Source organism: Pseudomonas sp. FP1154, assembly GCF_030687245.1.
Classification (GTDB): domain Bacteria; phylum Pseudomonadota; class Gammaproteobacteria; order Pseudomonadales; family Pseudomonadaceae; genus Aquipseudomonas; species Aquipseudomonas rhizophila.
The window spans coordinates 5,587,321-5,607,194 of sequence record NZ_CP117465.1 but is presented as its reverse complement, the minus strand read 5'-3'; the positions used below and the strand labels follow the sequence as shown (position 1 = coordinate 5,607,194).

Sequence of the window (19,874 nt, the reverse complement as noted above, 5' to 3'; positions counted from 1 at the left end):
CAGGAGTTACACCATGTCGCTGCGATCTATCGCCCTGTTGTCCTTGTGCGTCTTGTTGACGGCATGCAGCAAGGTCAACCAGGAAAACTATTCGAAACTGTCTGCCGGCATGCCCAAGGCCGAAGTCGAAGCGTTGTTGGGGAAACCGACCGATTGTTCGGGCGCGCTCGGCATGTCCAGTTGCACCTGGGGCGACCAGAAGAGCTTTATCAGCGTGCAGTACGCCGGTGACAAAGTGTTGATGTTTTCCGGCCAAGGCCTGAAGTAAACCGGGGCCACCGGCCCGCGGGAGAAAAATAATGATGCGGTTATTGTTAGTGCTTTTTGCCGGCCTGGTATTGGCTGGCTGTGCCACTTCTGGCGAAGACCCGTTGGCGCCAAAGACTGTCAACAGCGTCGACCTCAAGCGTTACCAAGGGACCTGGTACGAGTTGGCCCGTCTACCGATGTACTTCCAGCGCAACTGCGCGCAATCGGAAGCCCACTACACCCTCAAGCCTGACGGCAATGTGGATGTGTTCAACCGCTGCCTGACCTCGGACTGGCAGTGGGAAGAAGCCAGGGGCACTGCAACGCCTCAAGTGCCGGGCAAGACCGACAAGCTCTGGGTCGAGTTTGATAACTGGTTTTCGCGGATCGTGCCGGGTGTGGCGAAGGGGCAATACTGGGTCCTGTATGTCAGCGATGATTACAAGACCGCCATCGTCGGTGACCCGAGTCGTCGCTACATGTGGTTGCTGTCCCGAACCCCGACGGTCAATGGCGTTGTGCGCGAAGAACTGCTGAGTAAGGCGCGCCAGCAGGGTTACGACACAACACGGTTGATCTGGCGTGCCTCGGATCGGCAGATGGCCAAGACTTCGGATTGATAGTCACCGATCAAATGTGGGAGCGAGCCTGCTCGCGATGAGGTCGTCACATTCAACACAGATGTTGACTGATAGACCGCCATCGCGAGCAGGCTCGCTCCCACAGTTTTGTGGTCAACCCAACAGTTCGCGCAAGACTTGAGTAAACGCCCGCGCACTGTCCTCCTCCCCGGCATGATGCCCGTCACGCACGACCCATTGCCCGCCAACCATCACATCCCGCACCTGACGATCTGCGCCGGCAAACAGCCAGCGATTGAGAATCCCATCGCCGTTGGCGCTGGCCAGGTACGGATCGTTGCCATCGAGCACCAGCCAGTCGGCGCGCTTGCCAACTTCGAGGGCGCCGACCGGTTGTCCCAACGCCTGGGCACCCCCTTGCAGCGCGGCATCGAACAAGGTGCGCCCGACCATCGGTTGATCGGCCCGATACAAGCGGTTGCGCCGTTGATCTCGCAGGCGCTGGCCGTATTCCAGCCAACGCAGCTCTTCCACCACGCTCAACGACACATGGCTGTCGGAACCGATCCCAAGACGTCCGCCCTGGGCGAGGAAATCCACGGCCGGGAAAATCCCGTCACCCAGGTTGGCTTCGGTGGTCAGGCACAGGCCGGCAATCGCCTGGCTCCTGGCCATGAGGCTGACTTCGTGAGCATTGGCGTGGGTGGCGTGGACCAGGCACCAGCGCTGATCCACCTCGGTGTTTTCGTACAGCCATTGCAGCGGTCGGGCGCCACTCCAGCTCAGGCAGTCGTCGACTTCCTTTTGCTGCTCGGCAATGTGGATGTGCACCGGGCAATGGCGGTCGCTGGCGGCCAGCACTTCCTGGATTTGCCCGGGGGTCACGGCGCGCAGCGAGTGGAAACACAAACCCAGCGCCTGGGCTGGTTGCCCGGCCAGGATCGGCTGCAAGCGTGACTGAAGTTTCAAGTAGTTTTCGGTGCTGTTGATGAATCGACGTTGCCCGTCATTGGGGGCCTGGCCACCGAAACCGGAATGGCTGTAGAGCACCGGCAGCAGGGTCAGGCCGATGCCGGCGGCGCTGGCGGCCTGGCTGATGCGCAGGGCCAGTTCCGCCGGGTCGGCGTAAGGCGTGCCGTCGGTGTCGTGGTGTACATAATGGAATTCGGCGACCGAGGTGTAACCGGCCTTGAGCATTTCGATGTACAGCTGTCGGGCGATGATGCCGAGCTGATCGGGGCTGATTTTTCCGACGAGGCGGTACATCAGGTCGCGCCAGGTCCAGAAACTGTCGTTGGGGTTGCCCGCCACTTCCGCCAGCCCGGCCATGGCCCGCTGGAAGGCGTGGGAGTGCAGGTTCGGCATGCCAGGCAACAGTGGCCCGCCCAGCCGTTCGGCGCCGTTTGCCTGGGAATCGGCCTGGATATGAGTCAAGACGCCGCTGGCGTCGACTTCAAAACGTACATCATGGGCCCATCCACTAGGCAGCAGCGCGCGTTCGGCAAAGAAGGCGGACATGGTTCAACCTCATCGTGCGTAATTTGTATATACATATACAGACGTTTGCCTGCCCGGTAAACTCCGGCAAGCTAGCACCCTTCTTTTGCAGAACAAGGAACCGCCGTGCCGACTCCGCCTGCCAAACCGCCGCTGGCCGCAAACATGGGCGACAGTCCGGCGCCCTTGTACGCCCGCGTCAAACAGATGATCACCCAGCAGATCGACAGTGGAAACTGGCCGCCGCATTACCGCGTGCCATCGGAAAGCGAACTGGTCAGCCAACTGGGTTTCAGCCGCATGACCATCAACCGTGCCCTGCGTGAGATGACCGCCGACGGCCTGTTGGTGCGCATGCAGGGCGTCGGCACCTTCGTGGCCGAGCCCAAGAGCCAGTCGGCGTTGTTCGAAGTGCATAACATTGCCGACGAGATCGCCTCCCGAGGCCATCGCCATACGTGCAAGGTCATCACACTGGAGGAAGAGGCCGCCGGTTCCGAGCGCGCCCTGGCCCTGGACATGCGCGAAGGCCAGAAGGTATTCCATTCGCTGATTGTTCATTTCGAAAACGACATCCCCGTGCAAATCGAGGACCGTTTCGTCAATGCCCTGGTGGCCCCGGACTACCTCAAGCAGGACTTCACCCTGCAAACGCCCTACGCCTACCTCAATCAGGTTGCGCCGCTGACCGAAGGCGAGCACGTGGTTGAAGCGATTCTCGCTGAGGCGAGCGAGTGCAAGCTGCTGCAGATCGAACGGGGCGAGCCATGCCTGTTGATTCGCCGCCGCACCTGGTCGGGGCGTCAGCCGGTAACCGCCGCGCGCCTGATTCACCCCGGTTCCCGTCATCGTCTGGAAGGACGCTTTCATAAATGATCAAGCAGATGAAAGTTCTGCGCGCCGCCGATTATCCACGCATGCCATGGAAAAACGGCGGCGGCAGCACCGAAGAAATTACCCGTGATGCGGGTACCGGCCTGGACGGTTTCGGCTGGCGCCTGTCGATTGCCGATATTGCTGAGTCGGGTGGCTTTTCCAGCTTCGCCGGTTACGAGCGGGTCATCAGTGTCTTGCAGGGTGACGGCATGACGCTGAACGTCGATGGTCAGGTTACGCGGGCTTTGCATCCGCTGGACCCTTTTGCATTCAACGGCGAGAGCCATGTGCACTGTACGTTGCTGGGCGGGCCGATTCGTGATTTCAACCTGATCTACGCGCCACTGCGTTACCGCGCGCGGTTGCAGTGGATGGGCGGCCAGCAGCGGTTTTTCAGTGAGGCGGGGACGGTGTTGGTGTTCAGTGCGGCTCCGACGCTGAGGGTCAAGATTGATACGGCTGTCGAGGCACTGGGGCTTTATGACTGCCTGCAACTGAGCGGTAACACCGGATTGCTGGAGATATCAACTGCTGGCCAGTGCTGTGTGATCGAGCTGACTGCTCACTGACCTCAGACGTGTAGGCCATTGTGGCGAGGGAGCTTGCTCCCGCTCGACTGCGCAGCAGTCGCAAAAAATATAGGGCTGCTTCGCACCCCAGCGGGAGCAAGCCCCCTCGCCACAAAAAGCCTGATCGTTGTTCCTTCTTCTCGCACCAACTTGTTACCGAATGCCCCAGCGTGGCGCAACGCCACGCTTTATTGGCCCTTCCTTCCAGTACCAAAAATCCCCTTCAGAAATTTCATTTTCCGCTAGAGCCCTTTAATTACGGGACTCACAACCATGCTCGTCGTTTTCCTTGGGCGCGCATTCATCAAGTTGGCCGCCTGATTGCATATGCTTGTACATACAAGTAAAGACGTATGCGTATGAGTCACCATTGCTCAACGTAACGTGCCTGGAAATCGCGCCCATTGCCTGGGCTGGTCTGGATTGATCGCTGAGGAGTTCTTGCTGTGACCGACGCTACCCGCAAACCCGAAAAATACCGTGACGTTGAAATCCGTGCCCCACGCGGTAACACCCTGACCGCCAAGAGCTGGCTGACCGAAGCGCCGCTGCGCATGTTGATGAACAACCTCGACCCCGAAGTGGCCGAGAACCCCAAGGAACTGGTGGTTTACGGTGGCATCGGCCGTGCGGCGCGTAACTGGGAGTGCTACGACAAGATCGTCGAAAGCCTGACCAACCTCAACGACGACGAAACCCTGCTGGTGCAATCCGGCAAGCCGGTGGGCGTGTTCAAAACCCACAGCAACGCTCCTCGCGTGTTGATCGCCAACTCCAACCTGGTGCCGCACTGGGCCAGTTGGGAACACTTCAACGAACTGGACGCCAAGGGCCTGGCCATGTACGGCCAGATGACCGCCGGCAGCTGGATCTACATCGGCAGCCAGGGCATTGTCCAAGGCACCTACGAGACCTTCGTCGAGGCCGGTCGCCAGCATTACGACGCCAACCTCAAGGGGCGCTGGGTCCTCACGGCCGGCCTGGGCGGCATGGGCGGTGCGCAGCCGTTGGCCGCGACCCTGGCCGGTGCTTGCTCGCTGAACATCGAATGCCAGCAGGTGAGCATCGATTTCCGCCTCAAGACTCGTTATGTCGACGAACAGGCCACTGATCTGGACGACGCCCTGGCCCGTATCGAGAAATACACCGCAGAAGGCAAGGCGATCTCCATCGCGCTCTGTGGCAACGCCGCCGAAATCCTGCCGGAAATGGTCCGTCGCGGTGTGCGCCCGGACATGGTTACCGACCAGACCAGCGCCCACGACCCGCTCAACGGTTACCTGCCGGCCGGCTGGACCTGGGACGAGTACCGCGCCCGCGCCAAGACTGAGCCTGCTGCCGTGGTCAAAGCGGCCAAGCAATCGATGGCCGTCCACGTCAAAGCCATGCTGGCCTTCCAGAAAATGGGCGTGCCGACCTTCGACTACGGCAACAACATCCGTCAGATGGCCCAGGAAGAGGGCGTCGAAAATGCCTTCGATTTCCCAGGGTTCGTGCCGGCGTATATCCGTCCGCTGTTCTGCCGTGGCATCGGTCCGTTCCGCTGGGCTGCGCTGTCGGGCGACCCGCAGGACATCTACAAGACCGACGCCAAGGTCAAGGAACTGATCCCCGACGACGCCCATCTGCACAACTGGCTGGACATGGCCCGCGAGCGCATCAGCTTCCAGGGTCTGCCGGCGCGTATCTGCTGGGTCGGCCTGGGCCAGCGTGCCAAGCTGGGCCTGGCGTTCAACGAAATGGTGCGCAGCGGCGAATTGTCGGCCCCTATCGTGATCGGCCGCGACCACCTGGACTCCGGTTCCGTGGCCAGCCCCAACCGCGAAACCGAAGCCATGCAGGACGGTTCCGATGCCGTGTCCGATTGGCCGTTGCTCAACGCCTTGCTCAACACCGCCAGCGGCGCGACCTGGGTGTCGCTGCACCATGGCGGCGGCGTCGGCATGGGCTTCTCCCAGCATTCGGGCATGGTCATTGTCTGCGACGGCACCGACGAAGCGGCCGAGCGAATTGCCCGCGTGCTGCACAACGATCCGGGTACTGGGGTGATGCGCCATGCTGATGCTGGCTACCAGATCGCGATTGATTGCGCCAAGGAACAGGGGCTGAACCTGCCGATGATCACCGGCAAGTAACCCCGGAGCCCATGTGGGAGCGAGCTTGCTCGCGATGTGGCCGGCACATTCAACACTTGTGTTGGCTGATAGGCCGCCATCGCGAGCAGGCTCGCTCCCACAAAAAAGCAACGCTCGAACTAGGACAATCCACAGAGGTTGAACCATGGCCGTCACCCGCACACGCGCAAGCAGCAAGCCGTTGATCGAGAGGCGTTCGATCGACTACATACCGGAAGCGGAGAGACACGGCCGATTGTTGAGCCAGTTCACCCTCTGGATGGGTGCCAACCTGCAAATCACTGCCATTGTCACCGGCGCATTGGCGGTGGTGCTGGGTGGTGATGTGTTCTGGTCGTTGATCGGTTTGCTGATCGGCCAACTGCTCGGCGGTGGCGTCATGGCGTTGCATGCCGCGCAAGGGCCCAAGCTTGGCCTGCCGCAGATGATCTCCAGCCGGGTGCAGTTCGGTGTGTACGGCGCGGCCATCCCGATCGTGCTGGTGTGCCTGATGTACCTGGGTTTCACCGCAACCGGAACCGTGCTTTCCGGCCAGGCGCTGGGCCAGTTGTTTGGTGTCAGCGACAGTGTCGGCATCCTCATTTTCGCCAGTACCATCGTGCTGGTCACGGTACTCGGTTATCGGGTGATTCACTTCATTGGCCGTGTCGCCAGCGTCATTGGTGTGATCGCCTTTGTTTACCTGTTCGCTCGCCTGATGAGCCAGACGGACGTTGGCGCACTCCTGCAAATCCGCCATTTCAGCTGGAGCAGTTTCCTGCTTGCGGTGTCGCTCGCGGCTTCCTGGCAGATCGCCTTCGGCCCCTACGTGGCGGACTATTCGCGTTACCTGCCGAGCAAGACTTCCTCGGTGAAAACCTTTTTTGCCGCAGGCGCAGGTTCAGTCATCGGCGCGCAGGTGGCGATGATCCTTGGCGTGTTTGCCGCCGCCTCGGCCAATGGGCAGTTCGCGGGTCACGAAGTGGCCTACATCGTTGGCCTGGGTGGTACCGGTGCCACCGCTGCGCTGCTGTACTTCAGCATCGCTTTTGGCAAGGTCACTATCTCCACGCTGAACTCCTACGGCAGCTTCATGTGCATTGCGACCATCATCAGTGGTTTTCGGGGTCACCTGAACGTCACGCGCTTGCAGCGTCTAGGCTTCGTGCTGGTCATCGTCGGCGCGGCGACCCTGATCGCGCTGCTCGGTCAGCACTCGTTCCTCGGTGCGTTCAAGTCTTTCATCCTGTTCTTGCTGGCGTTCTTTACGCCTTGGAGCGCGATCAATCTGGTGGACTACTACTGCATCACTCGCGAGCGCTATGACGTGCCGGCGCTGGCCGACCCGAACGGTCGCTACGGTCGTTGGAATGCCCTTGGTATCAGCGTCTATGTCTTCGGTGTACTGGTTCAACTGCCGTTCATCGCCACCAAGTTCTATACCGGTCCGCTGGTGGAAGCGATGGGGGGTGTGGATATTTCCTGGATCATCGGCCTGGTGGTTCCGGCGGTGCTGTATTACCTCGCCGCCAGGAAGTGGCACAGCGCTGTACCCGATCAATTGATCCTGCCGGTCGAGCAGGACGCGGTTGACGCACAACCGAGCAGGGCGGGTCGCATCCAAGCGGCCTGATGGGATGTTGACAGGGCTGGATGCCTCTTGACTGCCGTAAGCCAATTCACTGATTAGGAGCGTCACATAATGAAATCGAACAAGACCCTGCTGACCACATTGCTTTGCATGGGCCTGCTGGCCAGTGCCGGCGCCACGCAAGCGGCGGGTTGGTGCGAGTCGGGCAAGCCGGTGAAATTCGCCGGTCTGAACTGGGAAAGCGGCATGTTGCTGACCGACGTCATGCAAGTGGTGCTGGAAAAAGGCTACGGCTGCAAGACCGACAGTCTGCCAGGCAACTCCATCACCATGGAGAACGCCTTGAGCAGCAACGACATTCAGGTGTTCGCCGAAGAATGGGTCGGTCGCAGTGAAGTCTGGAACAAGGCCGAGAAGGCCGGCAAGGTCGTCGGCGTCGGCGCCCCGGTGGTGGGTGCCATCGAAGGCTGGTACGTGCCGCGCTATGTGATCGAGGGTGACGCCAAGCGTAAGCTTGAAGCCAAGGCGCCGGGCCTGAAGAACATCGCCGACCTGGGCCAGTACGCCGCTGTGTTCAAGGACCAGGAAGAGCCATCCAAGGGCCGCTTCTATAACTGCCCGGCCGGCTGGACCTGTGAGCTGGACAACAGCGAAATGCTGAAAAGCTATGGCCTGGAAAAAACCTACACCAACTTCCGCCCCGGCACCGGTCCGGCCCTGGATGCGGCGGTGCTGTCGAGCTACAAGCGCGGCGAGCCGATCCTGTTCTACTACTGGTCGCCAACCCCGCTCATGGGTCAGGTGGACCTGGTGAAACTGGAAGAAAAACCGGGCGTGGACAAAAGCGTGACCATCAAAGTCGGCCTGTCCAAGACCTTCCACGACGAAGCACCTGAACTGGTGGCGGTGCTGGAAAAGGTCAATCTGCCCATCGATATCCTGAACCAGAACCTCGGGCGCATGGCCAAGGAGCGGATCGAGTCGCCGAAACTGGCGAAGATCTTCCTGAAGGAACATCCTGAAGTCTGGCACGCCTGGGTCAGTGAAGACGCGGCCAAGAAAATCGACGCGGCTCTGTAGGTCGAATACACCCGGCCAACCCTAGGGCTGGCCGGGACGTTCACTGCATCCACTTGATCGAGAGTCTCTTATGTTTCCCGAAAGCTTTACCTTCTCCATCGCCGACTGGGTCAACAGTTGGGTCGACTCCCTGGTGACCAACTACGGCGATGTGTTCCGGCACATTTCCGACACCTTGCTGTGGGCCATCGTCAACCTCGAAGGCCTGCTGCGCATGGCACCCTGGTGGTTGATGCTGGCCATCGTCGGCGGCATTGCCTGGCACGCCACCCGCAAGGTCGCGACTACGGCGGTGATTGTCGGCCTGCTGTTCCTGGTGGGCGCGGTGGGCCTGTGGGACAAACTGATGCAGACCCTCGCCCTGATGCTGGTGGCGACATTTATTTCGGTGTTGATCGGCATTCCGCTGGGCATCCTCTCGGCCCGCAGCAATCGCCTGCGTTCGGTGTTGATGCCGTTGTTGGACATCATGCAAACCATGCCGAGCTTCGTGTACCTGATTCCGGTATTGATGCTGTTTGGCCTGGGCAAGGTCCCGGCGATTTTCGCCACGGTGATCTACGCCGCGCCGCCATTGATTCGTCTGACCGACCTGGGCATTCGCCAGGTGGACGGCGAAGTGATGGAAGCCATCAATGCCTTCGGCGCCAACCGTTGGCAACAGCTGTTCGGCGTGCAACTGCCCCTGGCCCTGCCAAGCATCATGGCCGGGATCAACCAGACCACCATGATGGCCCTGTCGATGGTCGTCATCGCTTCGATGATCGGCGCCCGTGGCCTGGGCGAAGATGTCCTGGTGGGCATCCAGACCCTCAACGTCGGACGCGGCCTGGAAGCCGGGCTGGCGATCGTGATTCTCGCCGTGGTCATCGACCGCATTACCCAGGCCTATGGTCGTCCTCGGCATGAGGTGAGCAAATGAACAACGCAGCCATCAGCAAGATCGAAGTCAAGAACGTCTTCAAGATTTTCGGCAATCGTTCCAAAGAGGCTTTGGAGCTGATCCGCCAGAACAAGACCAAGGACCAGGTGCTGGCCGAAACCGGTTGCGTGGTCGGTGTGAACGACTTGTCGTTGAGCATTGGCACCGGTGAGATCTTCGTGATCATGGGGCTTTCCGGCTCCGGCAAGTCCACTTTAGTGCGCCACTTCAACCGGCTGATCGATCCTACCAGCGGCGCGATCCTGGTGGACGGCGAAGACATTCTGCAACTGGACATGGAAGCCCTGCGCGAATTTCGCCGGCACAAGATCAGCATGGTGTTCCAGAGCTTCGGCCTGTTGCCCCACAAGAGCGTGCTGGACAACGTCGCCTATGGCTTGAAAGTGCGTGGCGAGAGCAAGCAGGTCTGCACTGAGCGGGCACTGCACTGGATCAACACCGTGGGCCTGAAGGGCTACGAGAACAAATACCCGCACCAGCTCTCCGGCGGCATGCGCCAGCGCGTGGGCTTGGCCCGTGCCTTGGCGGCGGATACCGACATCATCCTGATGGACGAAGCCTTCAGCGCCCTCGACCCGCTGATCCGCGCGGAAATGCAGGACCAGTTGCTGGAACTGCAAAAGACCCTGCACAAGACCATCGTGTTCATCACCCACGACCTCGACGAAGCCGTGCGCATCGGCAACCGCATCGCGATTCTCAAGGATGGCAAGCTGATCCAGGTCGGCACACCCCGAGAGATCCTGCACTCGCCTGCGGATGAGTATGTTGATCGGTTTGTGCAGCGCAGGGCTGCGGTGGTTTGAGGTATTTGTGGTGGCTGGGCTGCTCCCATCGCGAGCAGGCTCGCTCCCACAATGGGGTCTTTTTTGTTCACCCCATTTTGTGTCCAAAGCAAATCCCTGTGGGAGCGAGCCTGCTCGCGATGGCGCCGGTAAAGCTGCATCAATGTTCAGGTTATAAGCATGAGGTTGAAGATGTCCCAGGCTGAAAAAATCGTAATCGCCGACGCGCCGTTGCGTTGGCAGGATGTGGTCGCGGTCGCCCGCTTCGGTGCCGAGCTTGAGCTGTCGGCCCAGGCCTGGGCGCGGATCGACAATGCCCAGGCCATCGTCCAGCGCATCGTCGAAAGCGGCGAGCGCGCTTATGGCGTCAACACCGGCCTGGGTGCCCTGTGCAATGTCTCGCTCAAGGACGAACAGCTCAGCCAATTGTCGCGCAACACACTGCTCAGCCATGCCTGTGGCGTTGGCGCGCCGCTGGCCGATGAACAGACCCGGGCGATTGTCTGCGCGGCCATCCTCAACTACAGCCAGGGCAAGTCCGGCATTCATCGCCGGGTGGTCGAAGCCCTGCTGGCGCTGCTCAATCGCGGCATCACCCCGCAAGTGCCGTCCCAGGGTTCGGTGGGCTACCTGACCCACATGGCCCATATAAGCATCGCGTTGTTGGGCGTTGGCAATGTCAGCTATCGCGGGCAAATCGTCTCGGCGCAACAGGCTCTGGCCGCAGAGGGCTTGCAACCGGTGCAACTGGGGGCCAAGGACGGTTTGTGCCTGGTCAACGGCACGCCGTGCATGACCGGCCTCAGTTGCCTGGCCCTGGCCGATGCGACGCGGCTGCTGCAATGGGCCGACGTGATCGGCGCCATGAGCTTCGAGGCCCAGCGCGGGCAGATCGCGGCGTTCGATGCCCAGATCATCGCCCTCAAGCCGCACCCTGGCATGCAACAGGTCGGCGTCAACTTGCGGGCACTGCTGGACGGCAGCGAAGTCATCGCTTCGAGCCTGGGCATTCGCACCCAGGATGCGTTGAGTATCCGCTCGATTCCTCAGGTCCACGGTGCCGCTCGCGACCAACTGGCGCATGCCCGGCAACAGATCGAAACCGAACTCAACGCCACCACCGATAACCCGCTGTTGTTGGGCACGCCGGAGAGCTTCCGGGTCATGTCCCAGGCCAACCCCCACGGTCAGTCGGTGGCTTTGGCGGCGGATCTGCTGGCGATTGCCATGGCCGAAATCGGCTCCATCGCCGAACGTCGTCTCGACCGTTTGATCAACCCCCACGTCAGCGGCCTGCCGGCCTTTCTGGTGGCCAACCCCGGGGTGAATTCGGGGATGATGATCGTGCAATACGTCGCCGCGTCGCTGTGTGCGGAAAATCGCCAGCTGGCCCAGCCGGCGGTGCTCGACAACTTTGTCACCTCGGGCTTGCAGGAAGATCACCTGAGCATGGGCACCAACGCCGCCCTGAAGCTGCACCGGGCGTTGGAAAACTGCACGCAGATCCTCGCCATCGAATACCTGCTGGCCGCCCAGGCTTTTGAGTTTCTCAAGACGCAACGCTTCGGTGCCGGCACTGACGTTGCCTGGAAACTGCTGCGTGAGCATGTGCCGGCCTACGACCAGGACCGCTGGCTGGCGCCGGACATCGCCAGCGCTGCCGCGCTGCTTAAAGATCCAGCCGTGTTGCACAACGCTTTACCGAATTTGAATTGATCAAAAAACCGCCAGCGTGCCAAGGCATCCACCGCCCAAAAGGCGAGGGTGACGGATAACGGAACATTCCGGAGCGACTGGCGGGTGAAAACAAAACTCTCAAAAGGAGCAATACATGACTGCCTTAAACCTGATTCCCGGCCAATTGAGCCTGGCTCAATTGCGTGACATTTATCAGCAACCCGTGACCCTGAGCCTCGACGCCAGCGCGTCGGCGCAGATCGAAGCCAGCGTCGCCTGCGTGGAGCAGATTCTCGCCGAGAATCGCACGGCCTACGGCATCAACACCGGTTTTGGTTTGCTGGCCTCGACCCGCATCGCCAGTGAAGACCTGGAAAACCTGCAACGCTCTCTGGTGTTGTCCCATGCCGCTGGCGTGGGCGAGCCGATCAGCGATGCGCTGGTGCGGTTGGTCATGGTGCTCAAGGTCAATAGTCTGAGCCGGGGTTTTTCCGGCATCCGTCGGCAGGTGATCGATGCGCTGATTGCGCTGATCAATGCCGAGGTCTATCCACACATTCCGTTGAAAGGCTCGGTCGGCGCTTCGGGTGATCTGGCGCCGCTGGCCCACATGTCCCTGGTGCTGTTGGGCGAAGGCAAGGCCCGTTACAAAGGTGAATGGTTGCCGGCTGTCGAAGCGCTGAAAGTGGCCGGCCTTGCGCCTCTGACCCTGGCTGCAAAAGAAGGACTGGCGCTGCTCAACGGCACCCAGGTGTCCACGGCGTTTGCCTTGCGTGGCCTGTTCGAAGGCGAAGACCTGTTCGCCGGCGCTCTGGCTCTGGGCAGCTTGACGGTAGAAGCGGTGCTCGGTTCGCGTTCGCCATTCGATGCGCGTATTCACGCCGCGCGCGGCCAGAAAGGCCAGATCGATGCCGCCGCTGCTTATCGCGATCTGCTGGGCGAGCGCAGCGAAGTCTCCGCTTCCCACCAGAATTGCGACAAGGTCCAGGACCCGTATTCCCTGCGCTGCCAGCCACAAGTGATGGGCGCCTGTCTGACCCAGTTCCGCCAGGCCGCTGAGGTGCTGGTGATCGAAGCCAACGCCGTATCGGATAACCCGCTGGTGTTCGCCGCCGAGGGCGACGTGATTTCCGGTGGCAACTTCCACGCCGAGCCGGTGGCAATGGCCGCTGACAACATGGCCCTGGCAATCGCCGAAATCGGTTCGCTGAGTGAGCGGCGTATTTCGCTGATGATGGACAAGCACATGTCGCAACTACCGCCGTTTCTGGTGGCCAATGGCGGGGTGAACTCCGGCTTCATGATCGCCCAGGTCACCGCTGCTGCCCTGGCCAGCGAAAACAAGGCGTTGTCCCATCCGCATTCGGTGGACAGCCTGCCGACTTCGGCCAACCAGGAAGACCATGTGTCCATGGCCCCCGCCGCCGGTAAGCGGCTGTGGGAAATGGCCGAGAACACCCGGGGGATTCTGGCGGTGGAATGGCTGGCGGCGTGCCAGGGGCTGGATCTGCGCGGCGGTTTGAAGACCTCTGCCAAGCTGGAGCAGGCCCGCGCCCTCTTGCGCGCAGAAGTGCCGTTCTATGAGAAAGACCGGTTCTTCGCGCCGGACATCAATGCGGCGAGCGAATTATTGGCCAGTCGTTGCCTGAATGAACTGGTCACGGCGCAGTTGTTGCCGAGCCTGTAAGGACCTCATCGCGAGCAAGCTCGCTCCCACAGGGGGTGGTGTAGAGCCCCGGTACACCAGAAGTCCTTGTGGGAGCGAGCCTGCTCGCGATTCGATCTTCAATAATTCGAGGAAACCGGGATGAAAACCCTCTGGCAAAACTGCCACGCCGCCACCATGGCCCAGGGCGTCTACTCGATCATCGAAGACGCCGCCATTGTCACCCAGGGCGAGCACATTCAATGGATCGGCCCGCGCGCCGAGCTGCCGGTCGGTGACTATCCGGCCGTCAACGACCTCAAGGGCGCCTGGGTCACTCCTGGGCTGATCGACTGTCACACCCACACGGTGTTCGGCGGCAACCGCAGCGGTGAATTCGAACAGCGCCTGCAGGGCGTCAGCTACGCCGAGATCGCAGCGGCCGGCGGGGGCATCGCCAGCACCGTGCGCGCTACCCGGGCCGCCAGCGAAGATGAACTGTTCAACAGCGCCGCCAAACGCCTGAAAAGCCTGATGCGCGATGGCGTGACCACGGTGGAAATCAAATCCGGCTACGGCCTGGACCTGGCCAGCGAACGCAAGATCCTGCGGGTCATCCGTCGCCTGGGTGAACAGCTGCCGGTCAGCGTGCGCAGCACGTGCCTGGCGGCCCACGCCTTGCCACCGGAATACGCTGATCGCGCCGATGACTACATCGAGCACATTTGCACCGAAATGCTCCCGGCCCTCGCCGCCGAAGGGTTGGTGGATGCGGTGGATGCATTTTGCGAGTACCTGGCGTTTTCCCCGGCGCAGGTCGAACGGGTGTTTATCACCGCCCAACAACTGGGCCTGCCGGTGAAGCTGCACGCTGAACAATTGTCGTCGCTGCACGGTTCAAGCCTGGCGGCCCGTTATCAGGCGCTGTCGGCCGATCATCTGGAATTCATGACCGAGGACGACGCCAGGGCCATGGCCGAATCCGGCACGGTGGCGGTGCTGCTGCCGGGGGCATTTTATTTCCTGCGCGAAACCCAGCTGCCGCCCATGGATGCCCTGCGCAAGCACGGCGTGAAGATCGCCGTGGCCAGCGACCTCAACCCCGGCACCTCGCCGGCGCTGTCGTTGCGCTTGATGTTGAACATGGCCTGCACCTGCTTTCGCATGACCCCTGAGGAGGCTCTGGCGGGGGCGACGATTCATGCGGCCCAGGCCTTGGGCATGGCTGCCACTCACGGTTCGCTGGAAGTCGGCAAAGTCGCGGACTTTGTCGCCTGGCACATCGACCGCCCGGCCGACCTGTCGTACTGGCTGGGTGGCGATCTGGAAAAACGCGTCGTGCGTCACGGCGTGGAAATCGATTAAGGAGAACGGTTGTGGAGAAGGTCCTGAATTTCAAGCAAGGGCGCGTGCCGCTGTTGATCAGCATGCCCCACGCCGGCCTGCGCCTGACCCCGGCGGTGAAGGCTGGTTTGATCCCTGAGGCCCAGAGCTTGCCGGACACCGACTGGCATATTCCCAAGCTTTACGAGTTCGCCGCCGAACTGGGCGCCAGCACCCTGGCCGCTGAATATTCACGGTTCGTGATCGATCTGAACCGCCCCGACGATGACAAACCGATGTACGTTGGTGCCACCACCGGTTTGTATCCTTCGATCCTGTTCGATGGCGTACCGTTGTTTCGCCAGGGGCTGGAGCCGTCCGGCGCGGAGCGGGCGACTTATCTGCAACAGATCTGGGTGCCTTACCACCAGACCCTGCGGCAGGAACTGGCGCGGCTCAAGGCCGAATTCGGCTATGCCTTGCTGTTCGACGCCCACTCGATCCGTTCGGTGATCCCACACCTGTTCGACGGTAAGTTGCCGGACTTCAACCTCGGCACCTTCAACGGCGCCAGTTGCGCCCCGGCGCTGGCCCACCAGCTCGAAGCCATCTGCGCTCGCCACGGCGAATTTACCCACGTGCTCAACGGACGTTTCAAGGGCGGACACATCACCCGGCACTACGGCAACCCGGCCGAGGACATCCACGCGGTGCAACTGGAACTGTGCCAGAGCACCTACATGGAAGAGTTCGAGCCGTTCAACTACCGTGCGGATCTGGCGGAACCGACCCAGGTGGTGCTCAGGGAGTTGCTGGAAGGCTTGCTGGCGTGGGGGCAGCAGGCCTACAAGAAATAATGCCTGTTTCCTGGGGCTAGGGGGGGTGTGGGAGCAAGCCTTGCTCCCTCAGATAGATGTGGCCTTGAGCCTCGCAGGGGAACGGTCGCCACCGTGCAAAACCGGGTCGCCACAGTTCATCTTCAGCCCCTCGACGCTGCGTAATGTTCCGGTCACGGTGCACCAAGACACCGACCTACAATAATCGCTGCCGCACGAGACCTTCCCGATGAAAAGACTGTTCAAACGCTGTCTGTCGATCCTCTGCGGTACCGCCATCCTGAGCAGCGGGGCAATGGCCGCCGAGCCGGCGTCCTGCCAGACGGTGCGCATGGGCGTGGTCAACTGGACCGACGTGATCGCCACCAGTGGCATGGCCGATGTGTTGCTCACCGGTCTGGGTTATGAAAGCAAACAGACCAGCGCCGTGCAGCAGATCATCTTCGCTGGCATTCGTGACAAGCGCCTCGATATCTTCCTGGGCTACTGGAAACCGGCGATGGACAACAACATCGCTCCGTTCCTGGCGGCCAACCAGGTGAGAGTCCTGGACCAGCCAAGCCTTGCCGATGCCCAAGCCACGCTGGCGGTGCCGGACTACGTGGCCGCAGCGGGCCTCAAGACTTTCGCCGACATCGCCCGGTTCAAGGAGCAGCTCGGCGGAAAAATCTACGGCATCGAGCCGGGCAGCGGCGCCAACACCACCATCAAGACCATGATTGAAACCAATCACTTTGGCCTCAAGGACTTCAAGCTGATCGAGTCCGGTGAGGCCGGGATGCTGGCGGCGGTGCAGCGGGCGGTGAATCGCAAGGAGTTCGTGGTGTTCGTCGGCTGGACCCCGCACCCGATGAACATCAATATGAACATCACCTACCTGACGGGCAGCGAAGACGTCTACGGCCCGAACGAAGGCGCCGCGACGGTCTCCACCGTCACCGCGCCGGACTACGCCCAGCGTTGTCCGAACGTGAACCGCTTGCTGGAAAACCTCACTTTCACCGCCGCCCAGGAAAGTCAGTTGATGGTGCCGATCATGGCGCGCAAGACACCCCAGGACGTCGCCCGGCAATGGCTGCGTGAGCACCCCGAGGATCTTCAGCGCTGGCTCACCGGGGTGACCAGTTTTGACGGCAAGGATGGCGTGGCGGCGGTGCAGGCCAGTCTCAAGAATTGACGATTAGATGATCGTGGCGAGGGGATTTATCTGTAGGAGCAAGGCTTGCCCGCGACGGCGATATGTCAGTCGACACTGATGTTGAATGTACCGCCGTCATCGCGGGCAAGCCTTGCTCCCACTTAGATCCCCTCGTCTCATAATCAGCGCCCATCCCGATCCTCTATGTTGGCGTCGTTCCATGGCTACTTATCCACTCTCCCAGGCAATGTCCGCCTTCATCGACCAAACCCTGAGCTTCAACGCCCCGGACAACAGCCTCCCTGGTCTACGCCAGGCCTACAGCCAGATGTGCCGGGCCTTCACCCCGCCATGCCCGCAAGCGCTGGCAGTCGAGGATTTCGAGCTGGCCGGGGTAGCCGTGCGGGCTTACTGCCCTCGGAGCGCGCCGCCGTCCGAAGGCTGGCCATGCATCCTTTATCTGCACGGTGGCGGCTGGGTGGTGGGTGATCTGGACTCCCACGACTTCATCTGCATGGAACTGGCCGCGACCCTCGGCGTGCTGGTGCTGGCGGTAGATTATCGACTGGCGCCGGAGCATCCGTTCCCCGCCGGCTTTGAAGACTGCCTCGCCGTGTGGCATCACCTGGCGGCCACCCCCTTTGCCATCGACCCTCGCCGTCGGCTGGTGGCCGGTGACAGCGCCGGAGGCAATCTCGCCGCCGCGTTATGCCTGGCCTTGCGCGATGCCGGGCAAGCGCTGCCACGGGGTCAGGTGCTGATTTATCCCGCCCTCGGTGGCCCGGCCCATCTGCCCTCGCGGCGCGAATGTGCCGATGCGCCACTGTTGAGCAGCAGCGATCTGGACAGTTATCACGCCCTCTATCTGAGCGACGCTCAACCGTCTTCCCTCGCCATGCCGTTGCTCGCCGATGACCTGAGCGACCTGCCGCCAGCGCTGGTCGTCGTGGCGCAATGGGACCCGTTGCGCGACGACGGCGTCCTTTATAGCGAGCGGCTGAACAGCGCAGGTGTGGATGCTGTGTTGTATGTTGGGGGAGGATTGGTTCACGGCTGTTTACGTGGCCGGGGCCAAGTGCCGGAGGTCGATCAGATGTATCGCACACTGCTGGCGTATCTGGCTGACACGCTTTGACTGCGCAGGGGACATGCTCATTCGGGTAATTCGGGTTTATGATGCCGGACGGCAGATTAAATAGAAGTCCCCCCAGGGATGACTCGACCCCTTACGGAGCGCGCAATGCAGACTTTGTACCCGCAGATCAAACCTCATGCCCGGCACGATCTGGCTGTCGATGACACCCACACGCTCTATGTCGATGAAAGCGGTTCCCCGGAAGGCCTGCCTGTGGTGTTCATTCACGGTGGCCCGGGTGCCGGTTGCGATGCCCAGAGCCGTCGCTACTTCGATCCGAACCTGTACCGCATCGTTACCTTCGACCAGCGCGGCTGTGGCCGCTCCACCCCTCATGCCAGCCTTGAAAACAACACCACTTGGGATCTGGTCGAAGATCTGGAGCGCATCCGCAAACATTTGGGCATCGAAAAATGGGTGCTGTTTGGCGGCTCCTGGGGCTCGACCCTGGCCTTGGCTTACGCCCAGACCCATCCCGAGCGGGTACACGGCCTGATTCTGCGTGGGATCTTTCTCTGCCGTCCGCAGGAAATCGAGTGGTTCTACCAGGCCGGCGCCAGTCGCCTGTTCCCCGATTACTGGCAGGATTACATCGCACCGATCCCTCTGGACGAGCGCGACGACCTGCTCGCTGCCTTCCACAAACGCCTGACAGGCAATGACCAGATCGCCCAGATGCACGCGGCCAAGGCCTGGTCGACCTGGGAAGGTCGCACGGCGACCTTGCGCCCGAACCCGCTGGTGGTCGATCGCTTCTCCGAGCCGCAGCGGGCGTTGTCGATTGCCCGGATCGAGTGTCATTACTTCACCAACAACGCTTTTCTCGAACCCAACCAGTTGATCCGAGACATGGGCAAGATCGCCCATCTGCCGGGCGTCATCGTGCACGGCCGTTACGATGTGATCTGCCCGCTGGACAATGCCTGGGAACTGCATCAGAACTGGCCCAACAGCGAACTGCAGGTGATCCGCGACGCCGGTCACGCCGCTTCGGAGCCGGGTATTACCGATGCGTTGGTGCGCGCCGCCGCCCAAATGGCCCGGCGTCTGCTCGACCTGCCGCCCGAAGAAGCATGAAGGGGCTGTTGCAACGGGTCCGCGGCGCTCGGGTCGAGGTCGCAGGGGAAGTCGTTGGCGCGGTGGACCAGGGCCTGCTGGTGCTGGTGGCGGTCGAGCCCGAGGACACCCGGGCCAGCGCCGACAAGTTGCTGCACAAGCTACTGAACTACAGGGTGTTCAGCGACGCTGATGGCAAGATGAACCTGTCCCTGGCAGATGTCGGCGGTGGCTTGCTGTTGGTGTCGCAGTTCACCCTGGCGGCGGACACCAAAAGCGGATTACGCCCGAGCTTTTCGACGGCCGCACCTCCGGCCTTGGGCGAGGAACTCTTTGACTATCTGCTCACCCACGCGAAACAGGTGCATGGCACTGTGGCATCAGGTAGATTCGGCGCCGACATGCAGGTGCATCTGGTTAACGACGGCCCGGTAACCTTCCTGTTACAGGTCTGAAAGTGTTTGAAACATCTTTTCGGTCCTGTTTCGAGGCAAAACAGGGAGTTTTCTCGATAAATACTTTGTTACCCCTGATGCGTTGTCACGCGGGCTACTAGATAATCGCGCGCTACGGGGGACCAGCGTTCGCTGGTCCATTTGACTTAGGTAGAGACTTGTCCTGGGCCGTTTGGGGAATCATTTTGTCCCATCGGAGTCGGAACAATGCTCGCCAACTTGGCAAGAGTGGCCTGCAGGTGCGGATTTCAATGCCGATACCTTGCAGATACTTTATCTGGCCGTTGGTTTTTTGATCTGTTTTCGGCGAGGGTTGCTCGTGAT

Annotated in this window: 18 protein-coding genes; 17 read left to right on the top strand and 1 reads right to left on the bottom strand. The window is 61.3% G+C overall.

Annotation, left to right across the window (positions count from 1 at the left end; all coding sequences use genetic code 11):
- Positions 1–13: 13 nt before the first annotated feature.
- Both PSH91_RS25100 and PSH91_RS25095 read left to right on the top strand, forming a co-directional pair.
- A complete protein-coding gene (locus PSH91_RS25100; RefSeq protein ID WP_047226926.1) occupies positions 14–268 on the top strand; it encodes a lipoprotein in 255 nt (84 codons plus the stop codon).
- Between the two features lie 31 nt (positions 269–299).
- Positions 300–869 carry a lipocalin family protein gene (locus PSH91_RS25095; protein ID WP_047226927.1) on the top strand — a complete coding sequence of 190 codons (570 nt, stop codon included), beginning with the start codon at positions 300–302 and terminating at the stop codon, positions 867–869.
- 114 nt (positions 870–983) lie between these two features.
- Here the strand turns inward: PSH91_RS25095 and PSH91_RS25090 are convergent, their stop codons facing one another.
- Entirely contained in the window at positions 984–2,348 is a 1,365-nt protein-coding gene (locus tag PSH91_RS25090) for a formimidoylglutamate deiminase (RefSeq protein ID WP_160893994.1), read from the bottom strand.
- A gap of 144 nt (positions 2,349–2,492) precedes the next feature.
- On the opposite strand from PSH91_RS25090, the gene hutC reads away from it, so the two are divergent.
- The 15 genes from hutC (at position 2,493) to dtd (ending at position 19,550) form a co-directional block, all read left to right on the top strand.
- A complete protein-coding gene (hutC, locus tag PSH91_RS25085; RefSeq protein WP_171061303.1) occupies positions 2,493–3,203 on the top strand; it encodes a histidine utilization repressor in 711 nt (236 codons plus the stop codon).
- On the top strand, positions 3,203–3,772 hold the full coding sequence (locus PSH91_RS25080; protein ID WP_107323306.1) for a HutD family protein: 570 nt from the start codon (positions 3,203–3,205) through the stop codon (positions 3,770–3,772). The genes hutC and PSH91_RS25080 overlap by 1 nt, the downstream gene beginning before the upstream one ends.
- A gap of 446 nt (positions 3,773–4,218) precedes the next feature.
- Entirely contained in the window at positions 4,219–5,907 is a 1,689-nt protein-coding gene (gene hutU, locus PSH91_RS25075; RefSeq protein ID WP_047226931.1) for a urocanate hydratase, read from the top strand.
- Between the two features lie 145 nt (positions 5,908–6,052).
- Complete coding sequence (locus PSH91_RS25070) at positions 6,053–7,519, top strand: cytosine permease (RefSeq protein WP_076383360.1); 1,467 nt, start codon at positions 6,053–6,055, stop codon at positions 7,517–7,519.
- Between the two features lie 69 nt (positions 7,520–7,588).
- Positions 7,589–8,557 carry an ABC transporter substrate-binding protein gene (locus PSH91_RS25065; protein WP_047226933.1) on the top strand — a complete coding sequence of 323 codons (969 nt, stop codon included), beginning with the start codon at positions 7,589–7,591 and terminating at the stop codon, positions 8,555–8,557.
- A 70-nt stretch (positions 8,558–8,627) separates the two neighbouring features.
- Entirely contained in the window at positions 8,628–9,479 is an 852-nt protein-coding gene (locus PSH91_RS25060; protein ID WP_047226934.1) for a proline/glycine betaine ABC transporter permease, read from the top strand.
- Positions 9,476–10,306 (top strand): glycine betaine/L-proline ABC transporter ATP-binding protein, encoded by an 831-nt coding sequence (locus PSH91_RS25055; RefSeq protein WP_052915294.1) that lies wholly within the window; start codon positions 9,476–9,478, stop codon positions 10,304–10,306. The genes PSH91_RS25060 and PSH91_RS25055 overlap by 4 nt, the downstream gene beginning before the upstream one ends.
- A 171-nt stretch (positions 10,307–10,477) precedes the next feature.
- Positions 10,478–12,001: a histidine ammonia-lyase gene (hutH, locus tag PSH91_RS25050; protein WP_139048858.1), complete on the top strand. Its 1,524-nt coding sequence runs from the start codon at positions 10,478–10,480 to the stop codon at positions 11,999–12,001.
- 115 nt (positions 12,002–12,116) lie between these two features.
- Positions 12,117–13,649, top strand: a complete 1,533-nt coding sequence (hutH, locus tag PSH91_RS25045) for a histidine ammonia-lyase (protein WP_047226936.1) — start codon at positions 12,117–12,119, stop codon at positions 13,647–13,649.
- A 120-nt stretch (positions 13,650–13,769) separates the two neighbouring features.
- Entirely contained in the window at positions 13,770–14,972 is a 1,203-nt protein-coding gene (gene hutI, locus PSH91_RS25040; protein ID WP_305466909.1) for an imidazolonepropionase, read from the top strand.
- An 11-nt stretch (positions 14,973–14,983) separates the two neighbouring features.
- A complete protein-coding gene (hutG, locus tag PSH91_RS25035) occupies positions 14,984–15,787 on the top strand; it encodes an N-formylglutamate deformylase (RefSeq protein WP_188251790.1) in 804 nt (267 codons plus the stop codon).
- A 208-nt stretch (positions 15,788–15,995) separates the two neighbouring features.
- A complete protein-coding gene (locus PSH91_RS25030) occupies positions 15,996–16,943 on the top strand; it encodes a choline ABC transporter substrate-binding protein (protein WP_047226939.1) in 948 nt (315 codons plus the stop codon).
- A 181-nt stretch (positions 16,944–17,124) separates the two neighbouring features.
- Positions 17,125–18,039, top strand: a complete 915-nt coding sequence (locus PSH91_RS25025) for an alpha/beta hydrolase (RefSeq protein WP_305466908.1) — start codon at positions 17,125–17,127, stop codon at positions 18,037–18,039.
- A 105-nt stretch (positions 18,040–18,144) separates the two neighbouring features.
- Complete coding sequence (gene pip, locus PSH91_RS25020; RefSeq protein ID WP_047226941.1) at positions 18,145–19,116, top strand: prolyl aminopeptidase; 972 nt, start codon at positions 18,145–18,147, stop codon at positions 19,114–19,116.
- Positions 19,113–19,550 (top strand): D-aminoacyl-tRNA deacylase, encoded by a 438-nt coding sequence (gene dtd / locus PSH91_RS25015; protein ID WP_076383364.1) that lies wholly within the window; start codon positions 19,113–19,115, stop codon positions 19,548–19,550. The genes pip and dtd overlap by 4 nt, the downstream gene beginning before the upstream one ends.
- Positions 19,551–19,874 lie beyond the last annotated feature (324 nt).